This is a genomic window from Steroidobacter gossypii (genome assembly GCF_016801985.1).
GTDB lineage: Bacteria > Pseudomonadota > Gammaproteobacteria > Steroidobacterales > Steroidobacteraceae > Steroidobacter > Steroidobacter gossypii.
In genome coordinates this window covers 312,876-332,290 of record NZ_JAEVLS010000006.1, presented here as the reverse complement: position 1 = coordinate 332,290, position 19,415 = coordinate 312,876, and the positions used below count along the sequence as shown (strand labels likewise).

Below are 19,415 nucleotides of genomic sequence, written 5' to 3'. Positions count from 1 at the left end.
CTACCAGCGCGCGCGCTTCTTTGTTCGTTTGCATGCTTCGTGCATCAGCCTGTTCGCGATCCATCGCACCGGAGACGGCATTGAACGCAACAACAGTGAACGTGGGCATCGTCGGCGCCGGCAACTGCGCCTCCTCTTTCGTGCAGGGCCTGCATTATTACCGCGACGCCGCCGACGACGCCGTGATCCCAGGACTGATGCATCCGCGCGTCGGTCCTTATCACGTGCGTGACGTGCGAATCACTTCGGCGTTCGACATCACCGCTCAGAAGGTCGGCAAAGATCTGTCGGAAGCGCTGCTCGCCCCTCCCAACAACACGAGGGTGTTCGCGTCGTTGCCTCCGCTCGGCGTCAAAGTCGCGCGTGGCCGCACGCTCGATGGCATCGGCATGTATCTGGAAGACGAGCTGATCGAATCGGACGCAGCCGAGTGCGACGTCGTGAAGGTGTTACGAGACAGTGGCACGCAAGTCCTCGTGTCCTACCTGCCGGTGGGATCGCAACGTGCCACCGAGTGGTATGCCTTGCGCGCGCTCGAGGCAGGCTGTGCTTTCGTCAACTGCATTCCAGTGTTCATCGCTTCCGATGCGGACTGGCGGCGGCGCTTCGAGGTGGCGCGCCTGCCCCTGGTGGGCGACGACATCAAGAGCCAGGTGGGCGCCACCATCGTGCATCGGGTGCTCGCCAATCTGTTTCGCGAGCGTGGCGTGAGTCTGGACCACACCTATCAGCTCAACTTCGGCGGCAACGCCGATTTCAAGAACATGCTGGAGCGCGAGCGCCTGGTGTCCAAAAAACTCTCCAAGACGCGCTCGGTCACCAGCCAGATCGACGTGCCGCCCGGCGCCATTCACGTCGGCCCCAGCGATCACGTGGAATGGTTGAGCGACCGCAAGTGGGCCTACATTCGTATGGAGGGCACGGCGTTCGGCGGCTCGCCGCTGAACGTGGAGCTCAAGCTGGAGGTGTGGGACTCTCCGAACTCGGCCGGCGTGGTGATCGACGCCGTGCGCTGCGCGCAGCTGGCGCTGGACCGCGGCGTAGGTGGCGCACTGACAGGACCGTCGAGTTATTTCATGAAGTCGCCGCCGCAACAGTTCACCGATCACGTCGCCCGCCAGCTGACCCTGGACTTCATCGCCGGCCAACCGCCTCAGGAACAGAGTCATGATCAACGAGCTCGTGCTCGTACGCCACGCCACGTGCGAGCGCATGGATGAGATGCTCTTCGGACGCACCGTCGATGCACCGCTTGCCGAGATCGGACTACGGGAAGCCGAAGCCATGGCGCGCGTGCTCCAGCCCCAACAGGAAACATTGATCGTGGTCAGCCCGCGTCGCCGTGCGCAGCAGACCGCCGGCGCGATCGCCGCCCGCTGTCAGGGCGAGCTGGTCACCTCGGGTGCGATCGACGAACTGGACTTTGGCCACTGGTCGGGTCAAACATTCGGCGAGCTCGCCCGGGATCCAGACTGGCGGCGATGGAACGAGCAGCGCGAGGCAGCTGCAACGCCGGCGGGCGAGCGGATCAGCGACGTGCAGGCGCGCGTGCTGGACTTACTGCATCGGCTGCGGCAGAAATTTCCAGGTCGTCCGATGGTCATGGTCAGTCACGCCGAAGTGATTCGCGCCACGCTGCTACACTGGCTGCAAGCGCCGATCGAGGCCTATGCGCGACTGGCGATCAGCCCTGCGTCCATGAGTCGCGTGAGCCTGAGCGACTGGGGCCCACGCATCGATGGCATCAACCTGCGGGCACCTTTATGAGAATCGCGATCTTCGGTCTGACCATCAGCTCTTCGTGGGGCAACGGCCACGCGACGCTGTGGCGAGGCCTGTGTAAGGCATTGGCGCAACTCGGCCACGAGTTCATCTTTTTCGAACGCGATGTTTCCTACTACGCCAGCAGCCGCGACTGGCCAGCGCTGCCAGACTCGCTCGGCGACAGCAAGCTGGTGCTGTATCCGGACTGGTCCACCATCGAGGGACGCGTGCGACGCGAGCTGGCCAGCTGCGATACGGCCATCGTGTCCTCGTATTGCTTCGATGCCCAGGCCGCAACCGACGCCATCCTGGACGCGCAACATCCGCTCGCCGTGTTCTATGACCTGGATACGCCGGTCACGCTGGATGCATTGCGCGCGGGCAAGCAGGTTCCCTACATTCCCTGGCGCGGACTCGGTGACTTCGACCTGGTGCTGAGTTACACGGGCGGCGCGGCGCTCGAAGCTCTGCGAAGCGATCTGTGCGCTCATCGAGTGCGCGCGCTCTACGGCCACGCCGATCCCGACGTTCATCAACCGGTCGCCCCAACCTCGCGCTACGAAGCCGTGCTGTCGTGGCTGGGCACGTACTCCGCCGACCGGCAAGCGATGCTCGAAGAGCTGTTCGTGGCGCCGGCCCGCCTGCGTCCCGATCAGAAATTCCTGATCGGCGGCGCGCAATATCCGGAGCACTTTCCCTGGAGCAACAACGTTTATTTCGTACATCACCTGCCGCCGCAGGAACACGCCGCGTTCTTCTCGTCGTCGCGGCTCACACTGAATGTCACTCGCGAGCCCATGGCCCGCATGGGCTGGTGTCCGTCCGGCCGGCTGTTCGAGGCCGCGGCTTGCGGAGCCGCCGTGCTCTCCGACGAATGGTGCGGCCTGGACGATTTCTACACGCCCGGCGAGCAGATCCTGGTGGCGCGCTACACCGCCGACGCGTTGGCTGCCCTGGATAGAAGCGATGCCGAATTGCGCGCCATCGGGCGCGCCGCGCGCGAACGCACTCTGGACGAGCACACCAGCCTGCACCGGGCCAAGCAGCTCATCCACTACCTGGAAGAGCTTCGCTCGCCCTCGCGCCCGCTGACGATGCATCCACCCGTTCAACCGTTCGGTGCAGCGAGACCATGAGCATGTGGGGCATCGTTCCAGCGGCGGGTCGTGGCAGCCGCATTCAGCCATTGGCTTTCTCGAAAGAGCTGCTGCCGGTGGGCTCGCGCACCCTGCATGACACGCAGCGGCCTTGCGCCGTCAGCGAATACCTGCTGGAGCGCATGATCCGGGGCGGCGCCGACAAGATCTGTTTCGTCATTGGCGCCGGCAAGTCCGACATTCTGGAGTACTTCGGCGGTCAGTTCGGCAGCGCCGATCTCGCCTATGTCGTGCAACCCCAGCCCGCTGGATTGTGTGACGCGGTGTTTCGAGCCCGCGCACTAGTGGCCCGCAACGATACCGTCGCCATTGGGTTGCCGGACACGATCTGGTTCCCCGACCATGGACTGGCGGCACTGCCGGACGACGCCTTGTCTTTTCTATTGTTCCCGGTCGAGCGCCCGGAGCAGTTCGACGCCGTGATGCTGGCGGACGATGAGTTGCACGTGACCGAAATCAAGGTGAAACAACACGACCCCGGCACACACTGGATCTGGGGCGCTTTCAAAATGCCTGGCGCGGTGCTGCACGAACTGCATAACCTCTGGCAGCAACGTAACCAGCGCGACGAATATTTTGGCACCTTGATCAACGCGTATCTCGCGGGCGGCGGCCGCGCCCTCGGCATCAAAGCGGGCGAAGCCTACGTCGATGTCGGCACCTTGCAAGGCTATCGCGCCGCCATGCTCATGCTCAGCGAGAGCGACGCCGTGGAGTCCGACGCATCCAAAGCCCCGAGCCGCGAGTCGGCGAGAGTCGAGGTACGCACATGATCGAAGCCGCGATGATCTGGAACGAGCCGAACAACAAGTCGCACTGGGATCCGGAGGTCGATCCCGATTGGTCGCGCTTCGCCGAAATGGCGGCGCTCGCTGGGCGAGCGATCGGCGCCGCGAATCCAAACCTGCCGCGCGTGCTGGGCGGAATGTCGCCCATAGACGCCTCGTTTCTGCACAATCTGGCGAGGCGAGGCGTGCTCGATCATCTCGATATCGTGGCGGTGCACGGCTTTCCGCTCGACTGGAATTTGTGGTGCATCGATGAATGGCCGCAAAAGATCGCGGAAATCCAGGCCGCGACACATCTGCCGGTGTGGGTCAGCGAAGTCGGTGTCTCCAGCTTCGGCGCCGAAGAAGTGCAGGCCTGGGGAGTGGATCGAACCGCAGCGCTGTTGATCGGCAACGCGCCGCGCATCCATTGGTACAGCCTGTACGATCTGCCGCGCGCCTGGCCAGCCACTACGCGCCATCGCGAGGCCGAAGGCTCCTCGTACTACCGACACTTTTATATGGGCCTGCTGAAGGAGGACGGCACTCCGAAGCAGGCGCTGGAGCGTTTCGCACGGTACACGCCGGCCATGGGCATCTGCCAGTGGTTTCACTTCGAAGATCACCGGCTCGAGCCGGCGGTGACCTGGTTGAAGCGACTGGGTGTGCGGCACTTACGCACCGGCCTGTCGTGGGCCGACAGTTTCCGGCCCAACGCGCTCGCATGGTTCGATCGCCAGATGGAGGCGCTGCAGGACTTCGACGTGACCGTCACCTTCTGCTTCACGCCCGAACATCTGGGCATCATGCCTCACCACACCAGTGCGCCGCGCGAGCCGCAACGATTCGCCGAGTTCTGCGCCACCATGGTGGAGCGGTACGCACCGGCCACGAGCAGCAAGCCATCAACCAATCGAGTGGCAGTCGCATGAGCCGCGCTTTCATTATCGTGCTCGACTCTCTGGGAGTGGGCGGTGCGCCCGACGCCGACACCTTCGGCGACAGCGGCGCTGATACGTTAGGTCACATCGCGCAGCGTTGCGCCCACGGAGATGCAGATCGCAGTGGCGTGCGTCACGGCGCATTGAAGCTGCCAAATCTCAGCTCGTTGGGCTTGGGAGAATGCTGTCGTGCTGCCACGGGCTCGACAGCGCCGGGCCTCGACGTGTCGGCCTGGCTTCATGGCCATGCGGGCGCGGCGGCGGAGGTTTCCACGGGCAAGGATTCGCAATCGGGCCATTGGGAAATCGCCGGCAGTCCGGTGGAGTTCGAATGGGCCTACTTCCCACGCACCGAGCCATGCTTCCCGCGAGCGCTGATCGACGAGCTGTGCGAGCGCGCCGACTTCGATGGCGTGCTCGGCAACAAACATGCGTCCGGAACGCAAATCATCGCCGAGCTTGGCGATGAACATCTGCGCACCGGCTGGCCGATCTGCTACACCTCGGCGGACAGCGTGTTTCAAATTGCGGCCCACGAGCAGGCCTTTGGACTGCAGCGTCTGTATCGAACCTGCGAGATTGCGCGTGAGCTGCTCGACGAAATGCGGGTCGGCAGAGTCATCGCCCGCCCGTTCATCACTACCGAGCGCGGTTATCAACGGACTTCGAATCGTCGCGACTATGGTGTGCCCCCGCCGTTCCCGACGTTGCTCAGTCGCGCCCAGGACCAAGGTCGCGACGTGATCTCGGTGGGCAAGATTGGCGATCTGTTCTGTCACTCCGCCACCGGCCGCGAGCTCAAGGGCGAAGATAACGACGCCGTGTTCGACCAAGCGGTCGACGCCGTGAGCCGCCTTGGCAACGGCGGCTTGATGCTCGTCAACCTGGTCGACTTCGACACGCTGTACGGCCACCGTCGCGATGTGCCGGGCTACGCCGCCGCTTTGGAAGCCTTCGACGCACGTCTGCCGGAATTTCTGCAGCAGCTGGACGAGGGCGACCTTGCCATCATCACGGGCGACCATGGTTGCGATCCGACCTGGAGCGGTTCGGACCACACGCGAGAGTGCGTGCCCGTGCTCGCGTTCGGGCCGTCTGGGCAACGAAGCCGGCGCTCCTTGGGCCGGCGGGACAGCTTCGCGGATATGGGCGCGACCCTGGCCCAACATCTGGGGCTGCCGTCCGGCGGCCATGGTCATTCATTTCTATGGTGACCCGCCATGGATGCGTGGATCGACGCCATGCTCCGGGGCGACTTCGCGTCCGCATGGGCAATCTGTGACCGCATTCTGGCTGAGCGCACGCAGTCCGGCGAAGTGTGCACTCATCGGCCGCGTCACGAACAGTTCGTATGGGATGGCACGCCGCTGGAAGGTCGACGCGTATTCGTGCGCTGTTATCACGGCCTCGGCGACACTCTGCAGTTCGTGAGATTGCTCGCTCACCCGCGCTTGCGCGCATCCGAAACTACCCTGTGGGCACAACCACCGCTGCTCAAGCTGTTACAAACGGTGCGCGGCATCGACCGGCTGCTGCCTTTGCATGATGGCAACCCGGATCTGGATTATGACGTCGACATCGAAATCATGGAGCTGCCGCACGCCCTGCGACTGGATGTCAACGAGCTGCCTGGCCCGATGCCCTATATATATGTACCGACCCGGGCCATGCCGACGGGACGCCGGCGGCGCATCGGAGTGTGCTGGTCAGCCGGCGAATGGGATCCGAAACGATCTCTGCCCGGCACGGCCTTGCAGCCATGGGTTTCGTTGACTCACGTTCGCTGGTTCAGTTTGCAGTATCCGCCAGCGACCTGCGCGCTGCCCGCAGCGCCGATTGCATCGCGAGACATCGCAGAGATGGCTGCGCGCATGCAACTGCTCGATCTGATCATCACCGTGGACACAATGACGGCGCACCTGGCAGGCGCGCTCGGACTGCCGGTGTGGCTGCTGCTGCCCTACCATGCCGACTGGCGTTGGATGCTGGGGCGAGAAGATTCGCCATGGTATCCGACGATGCGACTGTTCCGTCAGCCTCGGGAGGCAGACTGGAGCACCGTCATCGAGCGGGTACGCAGCGAGCTCGCGCACCAGGTGCATTGACTCAATCGAGCGTGTTCAGTCCAGCGCGCGATACTCGTTCAATCGGTTGTACAGCGTCTTGACGCTGATGCCCAGCACTGCCGCGGTCCGGGTCTTGTTTCCAGCACAGCGTCGCAACGTTTCCTTTATCACGGCCCGCTCGATGTCCGACAGCGACATGCCTTGACGGAATGTCACATCGGCATCGACCGTCAGGCTCGGCTCGGCAATGTCGGTGCCGTACTCGGATGCGCCTCGCAGATCGATCTCATCGTCCGCCAGGATAAAGGCGCGCTGCACGGTGTTGTAGAGCTCTCGCACATTTCCGGGCCAGCTGTGCTCTTGCAGATAGCGCAGCGAATCAGCCGAAAACTCCTTGTTTGCGCCTTCGGCTTCATTCAACCGATCCAGGAAAGTTCGTGCGAGCAGATATACGTCGTCTCCCCTCCGGCGCAACGGCGGGATGTGCAAATGAAACACCGCAAGTCGATACAGCAGATCGGCGCGGAACTTATTCTCCGCAAGCGCGTCCGCAAGCGGACGATTGGTCGCAGCGATCACCCTTGCCTGCAACGGAATGTCTCGATCGCCCCCGACCCGATAGAAACGTCTCGACTCCAACGCACGCAGCAGCTTCACCTGCATGTCGAGTGGCATCTCGCCCGCTTCGTCCAGGAACAAGGTGCCGCGGCCAGCGCGCTCGAAGTATCCCGCCTGTGAACGCATCGCTCCGGTGAAACTGCCCCGCTCGTAACCGAACAGCTCCGCTTCGACCAGCGTGGCCGGAATGGCGCCGCAGTTCACCGCGACGAACGGCTGATCCCGTCCCGTGCTCAAGGAATGAATGGTCTCCGCCACCAATTCCTTTCCCGTGCCGCTTTCACCCGTCAACAGGACGCTCACACCCGTCGGCGCCACTCGTTTCAAACGTTGAAACAGCTCTCGCATCGGCGCGCACTCGCCGAGCAGACGACCGAGCCCGAAGGGCGACGCCTGTTCCATGAGTGTTGCATTGGCGGGGCGCGGCGCTCGAGCGTCGGTCCAGGAATCTATAGCAGCGGGATTCATACTCACGACCGGCTCCTCGGTTGCTCGACGTCGGCGAACGCGTGCCGCGACGTTCAGGTCGCGATTGCATAAACAAACTATCCGGTATTTTCCACCCTCGCATTTACATAGGATGCGCAACTGTTTCCCACTGACGATCCTTCAGCAAACGTATCACAGCCGCGCGAGGATGCGCACGAACATGGAACGCTTCGCTCGGGCGCGGCATTGGCGAGGAACACGCTCGCAATCGGGGCAGCGACCGCAATGCGCATCCATCATTTGAATTGCATTTCCAGCTGCCCCCTCGGCGGCGCGCTCATGGACGGTCATTCCACGAGTTTGCGAGGTCGACTCACGTGTCACTGCATGCTGGTGGAAACAAACGATTGCCTCGTGCTCATCGACACCGGCTTCGGTTTGCGCGACGCGGCCGATCCGCACTCGCGACTCAGCCGATTTTTCCTGACGCTGCTGGCGCCGGAGTTTCGCGAAGAGTTCACCGCCGTCCGGCAGATCGCTGCACTCGGCTTCGACCCGCGCGACGTGCGTCACATCGTACTTACACACCTGGATTTTGATCACGCCGGCGGTCTCGACGATTTTCCGCATGCCCGCGTGCACATGCTGAGCAAGGAACGCGAGGTGGCCGAAGCGCAGCGCAGCTTGTTAGATCGCATGCGATACCGTCCTCAGCAGTGGTCGACCCGCCACAACTGGACGGTGTATCCCGCGATGAGTGGAGAAAAATGGTACGACTTCGAATGCGTGCGCCAGCTGCAGGGCGTGCCGCCGGAGATTCTCCTGGTGCCGCTGCTCGGTCACACGCTGGGACACGCCGGTGTGGCCGTCGAAAGAACCGGCGGTAGCTGGATCCTACAAGCCGGCGACGCTTACTTCTATCACGCCGAGATGGATCTGGCGCATCCCCGCTGCACGCCCGGCCTGCGTTTTTATCAATGGATGATGGAACAAGACCGGCGTTCGCGGTTGGCGAACCAACAGCGGCTGCGCGATCTCAAGCGGAACCATGGCAAAGCCGTTCGCATAATGAGCTCGCACGATGTCAACGAGTTCGAAAGCGCAGCTCACCGTGTCATCACGGCGCTGCCGGGCGGGCCGGTGCGGGCATGAGCCGCGTGGCCCGACCATTTGTAATGATTGGGTTGGAACAGATCCAACCACCAGCAGTTCAATCTCCTCTACTCGATTCACTCGGGCGGGCCTTCGGCCCCCTCCTCTAATGGAAGGATTACATCATGACCCTGGCACTGTTCGAAGATCGCGGCACTCCGCTCAATCAACAACGCTTCACCTGGCGCGAACTGGCCGGAAAACCGATCAGCAAGCTCGATGACGACGCCTTCACGCGCGTGCGTGTCATTTTGATGAACGGCATCGAAACCGAGGCGCTGCGATTCTCTCATGCCGCCGCGCGCTTCAACCTCGAATTCCGCCGGCCGCTGGCCGAGATCCGGCGCGTCGAGCAGCACCAGGCCACCATGGTGAACTGGCTGCTCGGCGCCGATCATTCTCCTTTGGAAACAACGATCGGCTACGAACAGGTGGCGATCGAAATCACCGCGGCCCTGGCCCAGCAGGAGCCCGATCCTTATCTCGCGCAGGTGTATCGCTTCGGTCTGCTGGAAGACTTCGATCACATGTATCGCTACTCGGCGCTGCTCGATCGGCTCGAAGGCAAGGACTCGAACAACATCCTGCAAAGCTACACGGATGTGCTCCCTGGCCGACCGACCGTGGTGGAACATCGCGCACCCGAGAACGACCTGCGGCGGCCGTTCGATCGCAAGACCGCGGCGCCGTTGACCAAGCTCAATGCGCTGACCCTGACCGCCTCCGAGCATCAGACGCACGACTACTATATGAATATCGGTCCGCTGTTCGCCGACCCGGTGGCCCGCCAGTTGTATGCAGAGATCGCGTCGATCGAGGAACAGCACGTCACGCAGTACGAATCGCTGCTCGATCCGTCGCAATCGCTGCTGGAGAACTGGCTGTTGCACGAAGCGATGGAGGCTTACCTTTATTACAGCTGTGTGCAACAGGAGCCGAACCCGCGCATCAAGGCGATGTGGGAGCGCATGCTCAGTTACGAGCTCGGCCACTTCCACATGGTCGCCGAGCTGTTCAAAAAGCACGAGCGTCAGGATCCGCAGGAGATCGTCGGCGAACGGCTGCCCGAACCCGTCAAGTTCGAGAGCCAGCGCGAGTTCGTGCGCGCCACGCTGGCGCAGGAAGTGGATCTGCGACCCAGCGGTCACGACTTCGTCGGACTGGAGCAGGAGCCGCAGCGCTCGATCGAATATCGCAACCACATGAATTCGGAGGGTTCGCCCTCGGAGACCGTTGCCGCCGGATACACGTGGCGGCCCGGGACCGAGGTGCTGACCCGCGCGCAAGTGCGGGCGGCGTAACGTCGCGCTCGAACCTTATCAACGAATACGACTGGAGAAATCTCATGCGCAATTCCACCGACGCGACCCGCTTGGGGATCAATCGCACCGGCCTGCAGATGTCGCCCGAGCACGCTCAGGAAATGTTGGAGGGCACGCAGCTGCTCGAAATGGATATGCCTGCGGGTACAAGCGATGAAGCCGACGGGCAGGCGCTATCTGCGATGCGCCAGGAATACATTGCTATGGCCGACCCGCTCGGCTCCGTGCCTGCTCCGGCCACCCTCAAGGGAGCGGCCAAGAGCGGCGCCAAAATGCTGACCGGTCGACGCCCGCAGGTCTTCATCGACAAGCTGTCGGAGCGCCTCGCTTTCGAACGCGGCGGCACGCGGCTGTATGATGCCGTCTACGCGAAGGCCCTGGCGAGCAAGGGCGATATCAGCAAGGTCCCCGCCGAAGAGTTGCTGGAGATCCGCAATTCCGAGGCGCGCCATGCATTGCTGATCAAGGAATGCATGGAAACATTGGGCGCCGACCCGACTGCACAGACGCCTTGCGCGGATCTGGTCGGCGTGGAAAGCGCGGGGCTGTTGCAAGCAGTGAGCGATCCCCGCACCACGCTCGCTCAGACATTGCATGCCGCGCTGGCCGCCGAGCTGATCGACAATGAAGGTTGGGAAGACCTCATGACCATGGCTCGCGAGATGGGTCACGACGACATGGCGAACCGCTTCAAGCAGGCGCTCGATGAAGAGGCCGTGCATCTCACCAAAGTCCGTAACTGGTACACGCTGCTGACGATGGAGACCAGCGAGCTGATGTAACGGACTTCGATGACGCCGCCGCTGACGACGACTAGTTTTCGCCGTCGCGGCGGCTTTTCTTTCGCTCCTTGTCGCTCAGCTGCACGAAGTTGCGCTGCTCGTTCCTGTCTTCGTTCCGACCGCGCTTCTTGTTGCGCGCGGCGGGCAACCCCAACGCGCCTTTGGGACCGGCCTTTCCGGGATTGCCACCCGGGGTGGTGCTACGGGATGGACACATGATGGCTCCAGTTGTTGCAAATCACTAAAGGCAACGCCGCCGCCCTCCGCGGGTTCCTCGCATGTCCCCAGTTGTGAGTTTCGCGAGCGTGGACCTACCATGAGCTCATGAAGCAAGCCGAGTTTTTCCCGCCGGCGCTCCCGACGGGGTTGATCTACCGCGAGGACTTCATCGCGCCCGAGGAAGAGCAACAGTTGCTGTCGGAGATTCGACTGCTGCCGCTGAAAGAATCGCAGTACCGGCAATACACCGCGCGACGGCGCACGGTGAACTTCGGCTCTTCGTATGACTTCACTCACCAGCAATCCAAACCGGCGCCGCCCATTCCCGAATTCTTGACGCCGCTGCGCGTTCGGGCAGCGGCCTGGGCCGGCGTCCGCCCCGAACAATTCGTGCAAGGGCTGGTCGCCGAATACCAGCCCGGCACACCGCTGGGCTGGCATCGCGACGTGCCGGATTTCGAGCTGGTGGTGGGCATCTCGCTGGCGGGCGCGGCGCGCTTGCGCTTTCGCCCCTATCCATGGGAGCCGGAGAAGAAGGCGGAGGCGTTCTCGCTCGAACTGGCGCCGCGCTCCGCATACATCTTGCGAGACGAAGCGCGCTGGAAGTGGCAGCACCACGTGCCGCCGACCAAGGTGCTGCGGTATTCGATCACCTTTCGAACGGCAAGCGATAGAATCGGCCGCTCCCGAGCCAGGAGATCGCCTTCCTCGTGACTGATTCGCCTTTCCGGTTCAGCGATGCTGAACGCGCCGCCGTGTATCGCGCTATCGCCGAACGACGCGACATGCGCCACTTCAGATCCGACCCCATCGATCACGCGACCCTGGAGCGTTTGCTGAATGCGGCTCATTGCGCGCCCAGCGTCGGACTGATGCAGCCCTGGCGATTCATCCGCGTCACCGATCGCGAGTTGCGGCAGCAGATCCATGCGCTCGTGGAAGAGGAGCGTCATAGGACCGCCGCCGCGCTCGGTTCGCGTCAGGACGAGTTCCTGAGCTTGAAGGTGCAAGGAGTGCTCGAATGTGGCGAGCTGTTGGTCGTGGCCCTGTGCGAAGGACGCGAGCAACATGTTTTCGGCCGCCGCACGTTGCCGCAAATGGACCTCGCGTCGGCGGCGTGTGCCATTCAGAACTTATGGCTGGCGGCGCGCGCCGAGGGCATCGGCATGGGCTGGGTGTCGCTGTTCGAACCGGTCGCGCTGGCGCAGTTGCTCGGCATGCCCGAGGGTAGCGAGCCCATCGCCATTCTTTGTCTCGGACAGGTGGAGGCGTTCTACCCAGCGCCGATGCTGGAACTCACCGGCTGGACCAAAGCTCGGCCATTGCACGAGCTCATGTTCACCGACCGGTGGAACAGTTCGAGCGCGACTCAGAACCTCACTACGATTTTGCCGCCGTAGGTTCGCCCTTCCTGCTGCAGGCGCGGCTGCACGTGTTCTTCGGCGCTGGGGAACCAACGCTGCTCGTCCAGCAGATTGTAGACGCCGGCGGTCAACTCGACCTTCGACCAGAGGTCGTGCGTGCTCAAGCTGAAGTTGGCGAGCCAGAACGCGGGGCTGCGGCTGCGCGAAAGCGTAAGGCTGTCGCTGTGATACTGCAGATCCAGCTTTGCAAAGACGTTGCTGCCGAGAATCGGCGCGGAAGCGCTGAACTTGCCCAGGTGGCGGGGTGAGTTGCTCAGCTCCAGATCGGTGGCCACGTCGGTGGCGCGCTGAACCGCCCAGCTGCCTTGCAATACCGTTCCATTGCGGTAGGAGGCTTCCATTTCGATCTCGACTCCACGGGCACGCGCGTGGTCGATGTTGTCGTAGTAAGGGTCAGCATCCTCGGTCGCCGCCTGAGTGATCAGGCCGTCGATGTGATACGAGTAGGCCGACAAGCTCAAGCGATACGTCGAGTTGAAATAATGCTCGTAGGCGAGCTCGTACGTCTCGATGGTCTCGGGGCGCAGCGGCGGTCGCTCGGCCTGGTGGGGATAGTAATAGCGTTCGTATGGATTGGGCGCACGGAACGCTTCGCCGTACAGCGCCTTGATGGCGGAATTCCGCGAAGGATTATAGATCGCCGCGAAGCGCGGATTGGTCGTACCGCCGAAGGTCTCGCCATAGTGGTCATAACGAAGGCCCGCGGTGAGGCTGAAATCGTCGCGCAGGCGCGCCTCCGCCTGAGCGAAGGCTCCACCTACTCCGCTCGTCTCATCCTGGTACAAGTACCAGACGCGCGGATCGACGTCGTCGTACGAAGCCTGGAACTCGCGCAGATGGTGGCGATACTCGCCGCCGATCACCAGTGTGTAGCGATCTGATGGGCGCGACGTGAGCAACACTTCGCTGCTCAGCCACTCACCGGCCATCTCATCGATGAACAGCGCCTGATAGTCGGCATCACCCAGCAAAGCGTAGTCGTAAGGAAACTCGCCTTCATATTCATATGAATCGTACGAGGCGCGCACACGCAGGCCGGCGCGTTCGTTGAGCGCTCGCTCGTAACTCAGCTCGAGATAACCGCGCGCGTCGTCGGTCCTGGCCCTGGGGTCGGCGAACACCGTCTCGAACGACGCCGTCGGCACCTGCTTGTGACGATCGCTCAGAAACAGCGAGGCGGAGAAATCTCCGTAGCGCACGCTGGTGAAGAACTTCGCGGCCTCTTCGTCGTCCAGGCCGGTTGCGAAGCCGTTGTTGGCCGCGCGAGGATTGTCGCTGATGCGCTGGTCGAACTCCGGGTAATAGAAATCCATGCCGGCGCTGGAATAATGCGTCGCCGACACCAGCCAGTCCAGGCCGCTGTTGAACGTCTTGCCATACGTGGCGCGCACCTTCTGAGTGTCGTAGCTCGCCATTTCGACGGCGGCCTCGCCGCCGTCGATGCCGCGGCCACGTTTGGTGATCACGTTGACCACGCCGAGAAATGCACTGCTGCCGTAGATCGAGGAGCTCGGGCCGCGGATGATTTCGACACGATCGATCAGCTCGACGTCGATCATGGACTCGCGGCCCACCGAGCCGAAGTCATAAACGTTGTCGTTGAGCCGATGCCCGTCGATCAGCACCAGTACACGCGTGCTGTAATCGCCGGGACGTAGGAAGCCGCGCACGCCCAGATAGGTGTAGTTGCGGTCGTCGGTCACGTACAAACCCCGAACGCCCCTTAGCACATCGGCGAGGTTGTTGTGACCCGAGCGGCGAATATCTTCGGCGGTCACGATGCTGATGGAGGACGGCGCCTGAGTCACGCGCTGCTCGTACTTCGAGGCGCCGGAGACGGAGTGCACGTTCATCTCCATCAGCTGCTCGAGGCTCAGCGCAGTCAAATCGCCGCGATCTGCAGCGGACGCCAGCGTGCCGTGCGCCAGCGCAGCCAGCACACACGCTCGCACCAAGCATGTTGATTTCGTCCTCACACTGGACATCTTCGACGCGCGCGGTCGCACTGTTCATAAGACATCTCCTTAAGTAGCCAGCAGGGTCCTCGCAAATGCAGCAAAGTGAGAGAGGCATAGCACTCCTGCGCGAGCCTGATGGCGATAACTCGAGCAGAATGCACGCTCGATCGACGGTCAGCGACTTCAGCTGTGAAGCTCGTTGCCGATGCAACCGGAACGCATTGCTACAGTTCACGATTCACATGAGTTTCCATCTGCACATCCTGTCGGCGCTCGCGGCGCTCATGGCAACCGCCATGAGCGCTCGCGCCGATGCAGTGTTGCAGCGGGAAACTCAGTTCAAGGCCGCGTACCTGTTCAACTTCGCCAAGTTCGTGGAATGGCCGGCAGGCGTAGCCACCGACACTGTCACGATCTGCTTCATCGGCGGCGCTGGCGTCTACCAGGAATTGGCGTCCGGCATCGAGAACAAGCGAGTCGGCTCACGCCGTCTGGTGGCGCTTCAGCTTACGGATTCGCAGGCGGCCGACGCTTGCAATGCTGTGTACGTGGAGGCGCCGCTGCCGGCATCGATCAATAGCTTTGCCGGTAGACCGGTGCTGACGGTCAGCAATGCCGCGGATTTCGCAGCGAACGGCGGCATGATCGAACTGTTCACCGAGAACCATCGCCTGCGCTTTTTGATCAATGTCGAGAGCGCGGAACGGGTCGGGCTGCGAATCAGCTCCGATCTGCTGAAACTCGCCGCTGGCGTACGACGGAAACCGCGATGAGCTCGGTGCGGCATTGGTTCGAGCGATTGCCCATCGGCGGCAAGCTCACGCTGCTCGCCAGCCTGGTGAGCGGCCTGGCGCTGCTCATCGCTGGCGTGGTGATGACCATTGCCGATTACCGTATCGATCAGCGCGAGTTGTGGCGCAGGCTGCAGACTCAGGCGCAAATCACCGCTCGAGACAGCGAGGCCGCGGTCGCATTCGACGATCAGGAGGCGGCGAGCCGATCATTGGCCGCCTTGGGAGCGGACCCCGCCATCGTGGCAGCCGAGATCCACTACACCGGCGGCGAAGTGCTGGCGCGCTATGGACGTGATCTGAGCAATGCCGCGGACCGCGACGAATTCGTCCACGTCGAGGCCGAAATCGTGCTGGACGGATACATCGGCTCGGTGCATTTGTGGGCCAAGCGTGACGAGCTGCATGCGGGTGTGTACAAGCGCACGCTTTTGCTTGCGCTCGTAATCGTCGGCGCGCTCGCGTTCGCGAGCCTCGCAGCAGTGCGCATTCAGCGATTCATTTCCAAGCCCATTCTGGCGCTGTCCGCCGCGACCGAGAGCGTCACGCGCTCACGCGACTATAGTCTGCGCGTACCCGCTCTCAACGACGATGAGATCGGTCGTTTGATCGTGGCATTCAACGACATGCTCGGGCAGATCGAGACTCGCGATGCCGAACTGCGGCGCGCTCGAGATGAATTGGAGCGACGGGTCGCCGAACGCACCCACGAGCTTGCCGCTAGCAACAGCCGACTGGCCGACGCCACGCGTCGCGCCACCGAGTCGGCCGACGCCGCCAGCGCCGCCAACAAGGCGAAAAGCGAATTCCTGGCCAACATGAGCCACGAGATCCGCACGCCCATGAACGGCGTGCTGGGCATGGCCGACCTGCTGCTCGACACCCGGCTGGACCACACGCAACGCGACTACGTGCAGACCATCAAGGACAGTGGCAGTGCGCTGCTGACCGTGATCAACGACGTTCTGGATTTTTCCAAGATCGAGGCCGGCAAGCTCGACCTGGAACATGCCGACATGGACTTGCGCGACACCTTCGAAGATGTGGCGCGCCTGCTGTCGGTGCAGGCGCATACCAAGGGACTGGAGCTCACATTGCAGATCGATCCGGACCTGCCGCAGACGCTCAAGGGCGACGCCGGCCGCATCCGGCAGATCCTGCTGAATCTCGCCGGCAACGCGGTGAAGTTCACCGAGCGCGGCGAAGTCTCGATCGCTCTGAGCGTGCTCTCGAAAGCTGCGCAGAGCGTGTTCATTCGCTGCGAGATTCGCGATACCGGCATCGGTATTCCTCAGGACCGCATCGCGGCGCTGTTCGCGCCGTTCACTCAGGTCGATTCGTCCATGACTCGCCGCTTTGGCGGCACGGGGCTGGGTTTGTCGATCGTGCGTCGGTTGATCGATCTGATGGGCGGGGACGTGGGCGTCACCAGCCGCGAGGGCGCGGGCTCGACCTTCTGGTTCACCGCTCGCTTCCACGTTGGCAGCCCGACGACGGGAATGTTTTCTTTGCTCACCACTACGATCAGCGGGAAGCGTGTGCTGGTGGTCGATGACAATGCGACCAATCGCAAGGTGCTGCTGGGGCAACTGGCGCTGTGCGGCATCCAGCCTTGTTCCGCCAGCAATGCCACTGAAGCGATGGTGTTGCTGCGTGAAGCTCAGGCCAACGGGCGGCCGTTCGACGCGGCGTTACTCGATTACCAGATGCCCGACTGCGACGGGGCGGCGCTGGGTCGCAGAATCGTCGCGGATCCTCTGCTCAGGAGCACGCGGCTGATCCTGCTCACCTCCGCGGGCCATCGAGATGAGAGTGAATACTTTGCTGATGTCGGTTTCGCCGGTTATTTGTTGAAGCCGGTGACACAGCGGGATCTGGTCGCGTCGTTGCAGCTGGTGCTTGCGCAGCAGCCGGAAGTCTGGCATCTGCGCTCGCAGCCCATTGTCACTGGCGAGCGGCTGCAGGCCGCGGGCCTGCGCGGCGCGAAAGCGCGCATTTTGCTAGCCGATGACAATCTGGTGAATCAGAAGGTTGCCGTGCGTCTGCTGGAGAAGCTGAACTATCGCGTGGATGCAGTCGGCACCGGGCGCGCGGCTGTCGATGCCTGGCTGACTGGGAAGTACGATCTGATCCTGATGGATTGTCAGATGCCCGATCTGGATGGATACGAAGCGACTCGCGAGATTCGCAAAACCGAACAAGGCGCGCGCCGCACGCCCATCATTGCGCTCACCGCGCATGCGATGAAGGGCGCGGACGAGGAATGCCGCGCAGCCGGCATGGATGGCTACCTGTCTAAGCCCATCGATCGCTCACTGCTCGCCACGACACTCGCCAGTTATCTCGAGCGCTGACCATCCAACCTGGGCGACTTCTCGCCTTGTTCATGATCGAGCATGTCTGAACCGGCGCCGCCGCGCCGAACCTGGCAGGCTTCATCGGTGCTCGCCCAGGTCGCGCTGGCCTGGGATACTCGTAGTATGAACGTTGACGTACGCGGAAACATTTCTTTCATTTCGCGCGCACTGATCGGCGTGCTGGCGTCGGCTGTCCTTGCTGGCTGCGTTACGGCGCCGAATCGGCCGGCGAGACCGGCCAGGTCTTCTTATGAATGCATGCAGTCGGTGGTGCAGGAAAAGCTGCCGGCCGGCTTGCCGGACGCGCGGGCGCACTGCCTTGCTGCTGGACTGATCGCGAGATACTGCAGCGGTAGCGAGGCGTATATGGCCGGTCTTGGCAAGGAACTGCGCGATCTGTTCGGCGCCGGGGATGCTAACTGGGAGGACTGGCGCGCGGACCGGGCAGGCATCGGTTGCGCAAGGCGCGCGGGTGATGATGAAGCGTTAGCTCAGTGCTGCTCGGAGCGCGGCTACTGAAGGGCGGCGGCGTTAGCCGGTTTGCGGGCAGCCGCGCAATTCCAGGCGCAGAATCCGACTCTGCCCCACTTGAAACAAGCTGGTGTCGATGGTTTCGCCAGGTTCCTTCAAGTCGACGTCGAGCCAGAACACCGACCCGGCGCGCTTGCGATCGCTGATCTGCGGAGACAGGCCGATGGAGCGAACTTCTTCGGCGCGACGTTGCGCGCGCTGGTAATCGGAGAACACGCCGAGGGACAAAACGTTGGGCGGATCGGTGCCCGGCATCAGATAAACATCCGTGATGCCATTGTTGTTGAGCTTCACCAGCGCCGCTTCGGCCGCCTCGCGGGTGGGGAAGTCGCGAACGCTGACCCAATAACCGGTCCACAACTCGCCCTGCTCCACCCGCTGCCGTGGCTGGAAGCCCAGGGTGCGCAGAGTGGCCTGGGCCTGCGATGCCTGGCCGAGATCGGCGAACGGTCCGACGCTGGTGCAGGTGAGAGCATCCTGACGAGCCGCCGTCGACGGCGCGGCCGGTTGAGCGGCGCCGGGCGACTCCAACGGCGCGACCTGAGGCGGGACTACTTCGCGAACGTCAGCAACGACCTCATCCTCTTCTTCGGGCTCCGGCTCCGCAGTCACGCCACTCTGAGCTTCCTTGGCCAGCACGATGCGGGGCGGAGGCGCGGCCATGCGGATCGGCACGCGATCGAGGCTGCTCACCTGCACGTCGATCACCTGGGACCAGATGAAGTACAGGGCGTTGATCAGCACCAACAGCAAACAGAACGCGCGCATGGAATGGTTATGCTCGAGCGATCAACGTCGCTTCTGACCCTTCTGGCTGCTCTGGCCCCACCAGGCGGCGATGTCCGCCACCTCGGCGGGCGTCAATTGCAACGGCTGTTTGTGTTTGACCTTGCCGGCGACGATGTCGCGGATCAGGCTTTCCAGCGACGCGGCGCTCTCGCCTTCCCAGTCGTCGGGCTCATGACAGGCGCTGCATTTGGCCTGCGAGGCGGCCTTGCCCGCCTGCACGTCGGCGGCCTGGGCGGCCGGCGCCGACAGCGACGCTAGAGCGAGCGCTGTCAGCGCCGCGCCTGCATACAGTTGTCGGGATCCAGAAATGGCCATCCAAGCATCCTCGATTCGCGGCGACGCCGCGCG

20 protein-coding genes are annotated in these 19,415 nt (G+C 63.0%); 15 read left to right on the top strand and 5 right to left on the bottom strand.

Going from position 1 to position 19,415, the window contains the following annotated elements; all coding sequences use genetic code 11:
* The first annotated feature begins 80 nt into the window (after positions 1-80).
* The 7 genes from JM946_RS25195 to JM946_RS25165 are packed head-to-tail and all read left to right on the top strand — an operon-like array spanning position 81 to position 6,734.
* Positions 81-1,220, top strand: coding sequence for an inositol-3-phosphate synthase (locus JM946_RS25195; RefSeq protein ID WP_230979966.1), 1,140 nt, complete (start codon positions 81-83; stop codon positions 1,218-1,220).
* On the top strand, positions 1,168-1,767 hold the full coding sequence (locus tag JM946_RS25190) for a histidine phosphatase family protein (RefSeq protein ID WP_203170142.1): 600 nt from the start codon (positions 1,168-1,170) through the stop codon (positions 1,765-1,767). Before JM946_RS25195 ends, JM946_RS25190 begins: the two co-directional genes overlap by 53 nt.
* Complete coding sequence (locus tag JM946_RS25185) at positions 1,764-2,900, top strand: CgeB family protein (protein WP_203170141.1); 1,137 nt, start codon at positions 1,764-1,766, stop codon at positions 2,898-2,900. The genes JM946_RS25190 and JM946_RS25185 overlap by 4 nt, the downstream gene beginning before the upstream one ends.
* Positions 2,901-2,902: 2 nt before the next feature.
* Entirely contained in the window at positions 2,903-3,694 is a 792-nt protein-coding gene (locus tag JM946_RS25180; RefSeq protein ID WP_407700600.1) for a sugar phosphate nucleotidyltransferase, read from the top strand.
* A complete protein-coding gene (locus JM946_RS25175) occupies positions 3,691-4,620 on the top strand; it encodes a glycoside hydrolase 5 family protein (RefSeq protein ID WP_203170139.1) in 930 nt (309 codons plus the stop codon). The genes JM946_RS25180 and JM946_RS25175 overlap by 4 nt, the downstream gene beginning before the upstream one ends.
* Positions 4,617-5,843 carry a phosphopentomutase gene (locus JM946_RS25170; RefSeq protein WP_203170138.1) on the top strand — a complete coding sequence of 409 codons (1,227 nt, stop codon included), beginning with the start codon at positions 4,617-4,619 and terminating at the stop codon, positions 5,841-5,843. The genes JM946_RS25175 and JM946_RS25170 overlap by 4 nt, the downstream gene beginning before the upstream one ends.
* 6 nt (positions 5,844-5,849) lie before the next feature.
* Positions 5,850-6,734 carry a glycosyltransferase family protein gene (locus tag JM946_RS25165; RefSeq protein ID WP_203170137.1) on the top strand — a complete coding sequence of 295 codons (885 nt, stop codon included), beginning with the start codon at positions 5,850-5,852 and terminating at the stop codon, positions 6,732-6,734.
* Between the two features lie 15 nt (positions 6,735-6,749).
* Here JM946_RS25165 and JM946_RS25160 read toward each other — a convergent pair whose 3' ends face one another.
* The gene (locus JM946_RS25160) at positions 6,750-7,781 is read right to left on the bottom strand and encodes a sigma-54 interaction domain-containing protein (protein WP_230979984.1); all 1,032 of its coding nucleotides are present in this window, start codon (positions 7,779-7,781) and stop codon (positions 6,750-6,752) included.
* A gap of 246 nt (positions 7,782-8,027) precedes the next feature.
* Between JM946_RS25160 and JM946_RS25155 the strand changes: the two genes are divergently transcribed.
* From JM946_RS25155 to JM946_RS25145, 3 genes are all read left to right on the top strand, one after another.
* Entirely contained in the window at positions 8,028-8,894 is an 867-nt protein-coding gene (locus JM946_RS25155) for an MBL fold metallo-hydrolase (RefSeq protein ID WP_322110976.1), read from the top strand.
* 125 nt (positions 8,895-9,019) lie between these two features.
* Positions 9,020-10,195 (top strand): hypothetical protein, encoded by a 1,176-nt coding sequence (locus tag JM946_RS25150; protein WP_203170134.1) that lies wholly within the window; start codon positions 9,020-9,022, stop codon positions 10,193-10,195.
* Positions 10,196-10,239: 44 nt separating this feature from the next.
* Positions 10,240-10,998 (top strand): ferritin-like domain-containing protein, encoded by a 759-nt coding sequence (locus JM946_RS25145; RefSeq protein ID WP_203170133.1) that lies wholly within the window; start codon positions 10,240-10,242, stop codon positions 10,996-10,998.
* Positions 10,999-11,029: 31 nt separating this feature from the next.
* On the opposite strand, the gene JM946_RS25140 is transcribed toward JM946_RS25145, so the two are convergent.
* The gene (locus tag JM946_RS25140; protein WP_203170132.1) at positions 11,030-11,215 is read right to left on the bottom strand and encodes a hypothetical protein; all 186 of its coding nucleotides are present in this window, start codon (positions 11,213-11,215) and stop codon (positions 11,030-11,032) included.
* Between the two features lie 107 nt (positions 11,216-11,322).
* Here JM946_RS25140 and JM946_RS25135 point away from each other — a divergent pair, with 107 nt between their 5' ends.
* Positions 11,323-11,931: an alpha-ketoglutarate-dependent dioxygenase AlkB gene (locus JM946_RS25135; protein ID WP_203170131.1), complete on the top strand. Its 609-nt coding sequence runs from the start codon at positions 11,323-11,325 to the stop codon at positions 11,929-11,931.
* Positions 11,928-12,617: a 5,6-dimethylbenzimidazole synthase gene (gene bluB, locus JM946_RS25130; RefSeq protein ID WP_203170130.1), complete on the top strand. Its 690-nt coding sequence runs from the start codon at positions 11,928-11,930 to the stop codon at positions 12,615-12,617. The genes JM946_RS25135 and bluB overlap by 4 nt, the downstream gene beginning before the upstream one ends.
* Here the strand turns inward: bluB and JM946_RS25125 are convergent.
* On the bottom strand, positions 12,587-14,593 hold the full coding sequence (locus JM946_RS25125; protein ID WP_322110982.1) for a TonB-dependent receptor plug domain-containing protein: 2,007 nt from the start codon (positions 14,591-14,593) through the stop codon (positions 12,587-12,589). The two genes, bluB and JM946_RS25125, sit on opposite strands and share 31 nt — an antisense overlap.
* 248 nt (positions 14,594-14,841) lie before the next feature.
* Here JM946_RS25125 and JM946_RS25120 point away from each other — a divergent pair, with 248 nt between their 5' ends.
* The 3 genes from JM946_RS25120 to JM946_RS25110 all read left to right on the top strand — a co-directional run bounded on the left by JM946_RS25120 (position 14,842) and on the right by JM946_RS25110 (position 18,266).
* Complete coding sequence (locus JM946_RS25120) at positions 14,842-15,372, top strand: YfiR family protein (protein ID WP_203170128.1); 531 nt, start codon at positions 14,842-14,844, stop codon at positions 15,370-15,372.
* On the top strand, positions 15,369-17,744 hold the full coding sequence (locus JM946_RS25115; RefSeq protein WP_203170127.1) for a hybrid sensor histidine kinase/response regulator: 2,376 nt from the start codon (positions 15,369-15,371) through the stop codon (positions 17,742-17,744). The genes JM946_RS25120 and JM946_RS25115 overlap by 4 nt, the downstream gene beginning before the upstream one ends.
* A gap of 87 nt (positions 17,745-17,831) precedes the next feature.
* Entirely contained in the window at positions 17,832-18,266 is a 435-nt protein-coding gene (locus JM946_RS25110; protein ID WP_203170126.1) for a hypothetical protein, read from the top strand.
* Positions 18,267-18,278: 12 nt separating this feature from the next.
* Here the strand turns inward: JM946_RS25110 and JM946_RS25105 are convergent, their stop codons facing one another.
* Together JM946_RS25105 and JM946_RS25100 are read right to left on the bottom strand one after the other, a co-directional pair.
* Complete coding sequence (locus JM946_RS25105; RefSeq protein ID WP_203170125.1) at positions 18,279-19,046, bottom strand: SPOR domain-containing protein; 768 nt, start codon at positions 19,044-19,046, stop codon at positions 18,279-18,281.
* 21 nt (positions 19,047-19,067) lie between these two features.
* Positions 19,068-19,382 (bottom strand): hypothetical protein, encoded by a 315-nt coding sequence (locus tag JM946_RS25100; protein WP_203170124.1) that lies wholly within the window; start codon positions 19,380-19,382, stop codon positions 19,068-19,070.
* Positions 19,383-19,415 lie beyond the last annotated feature (33 nt).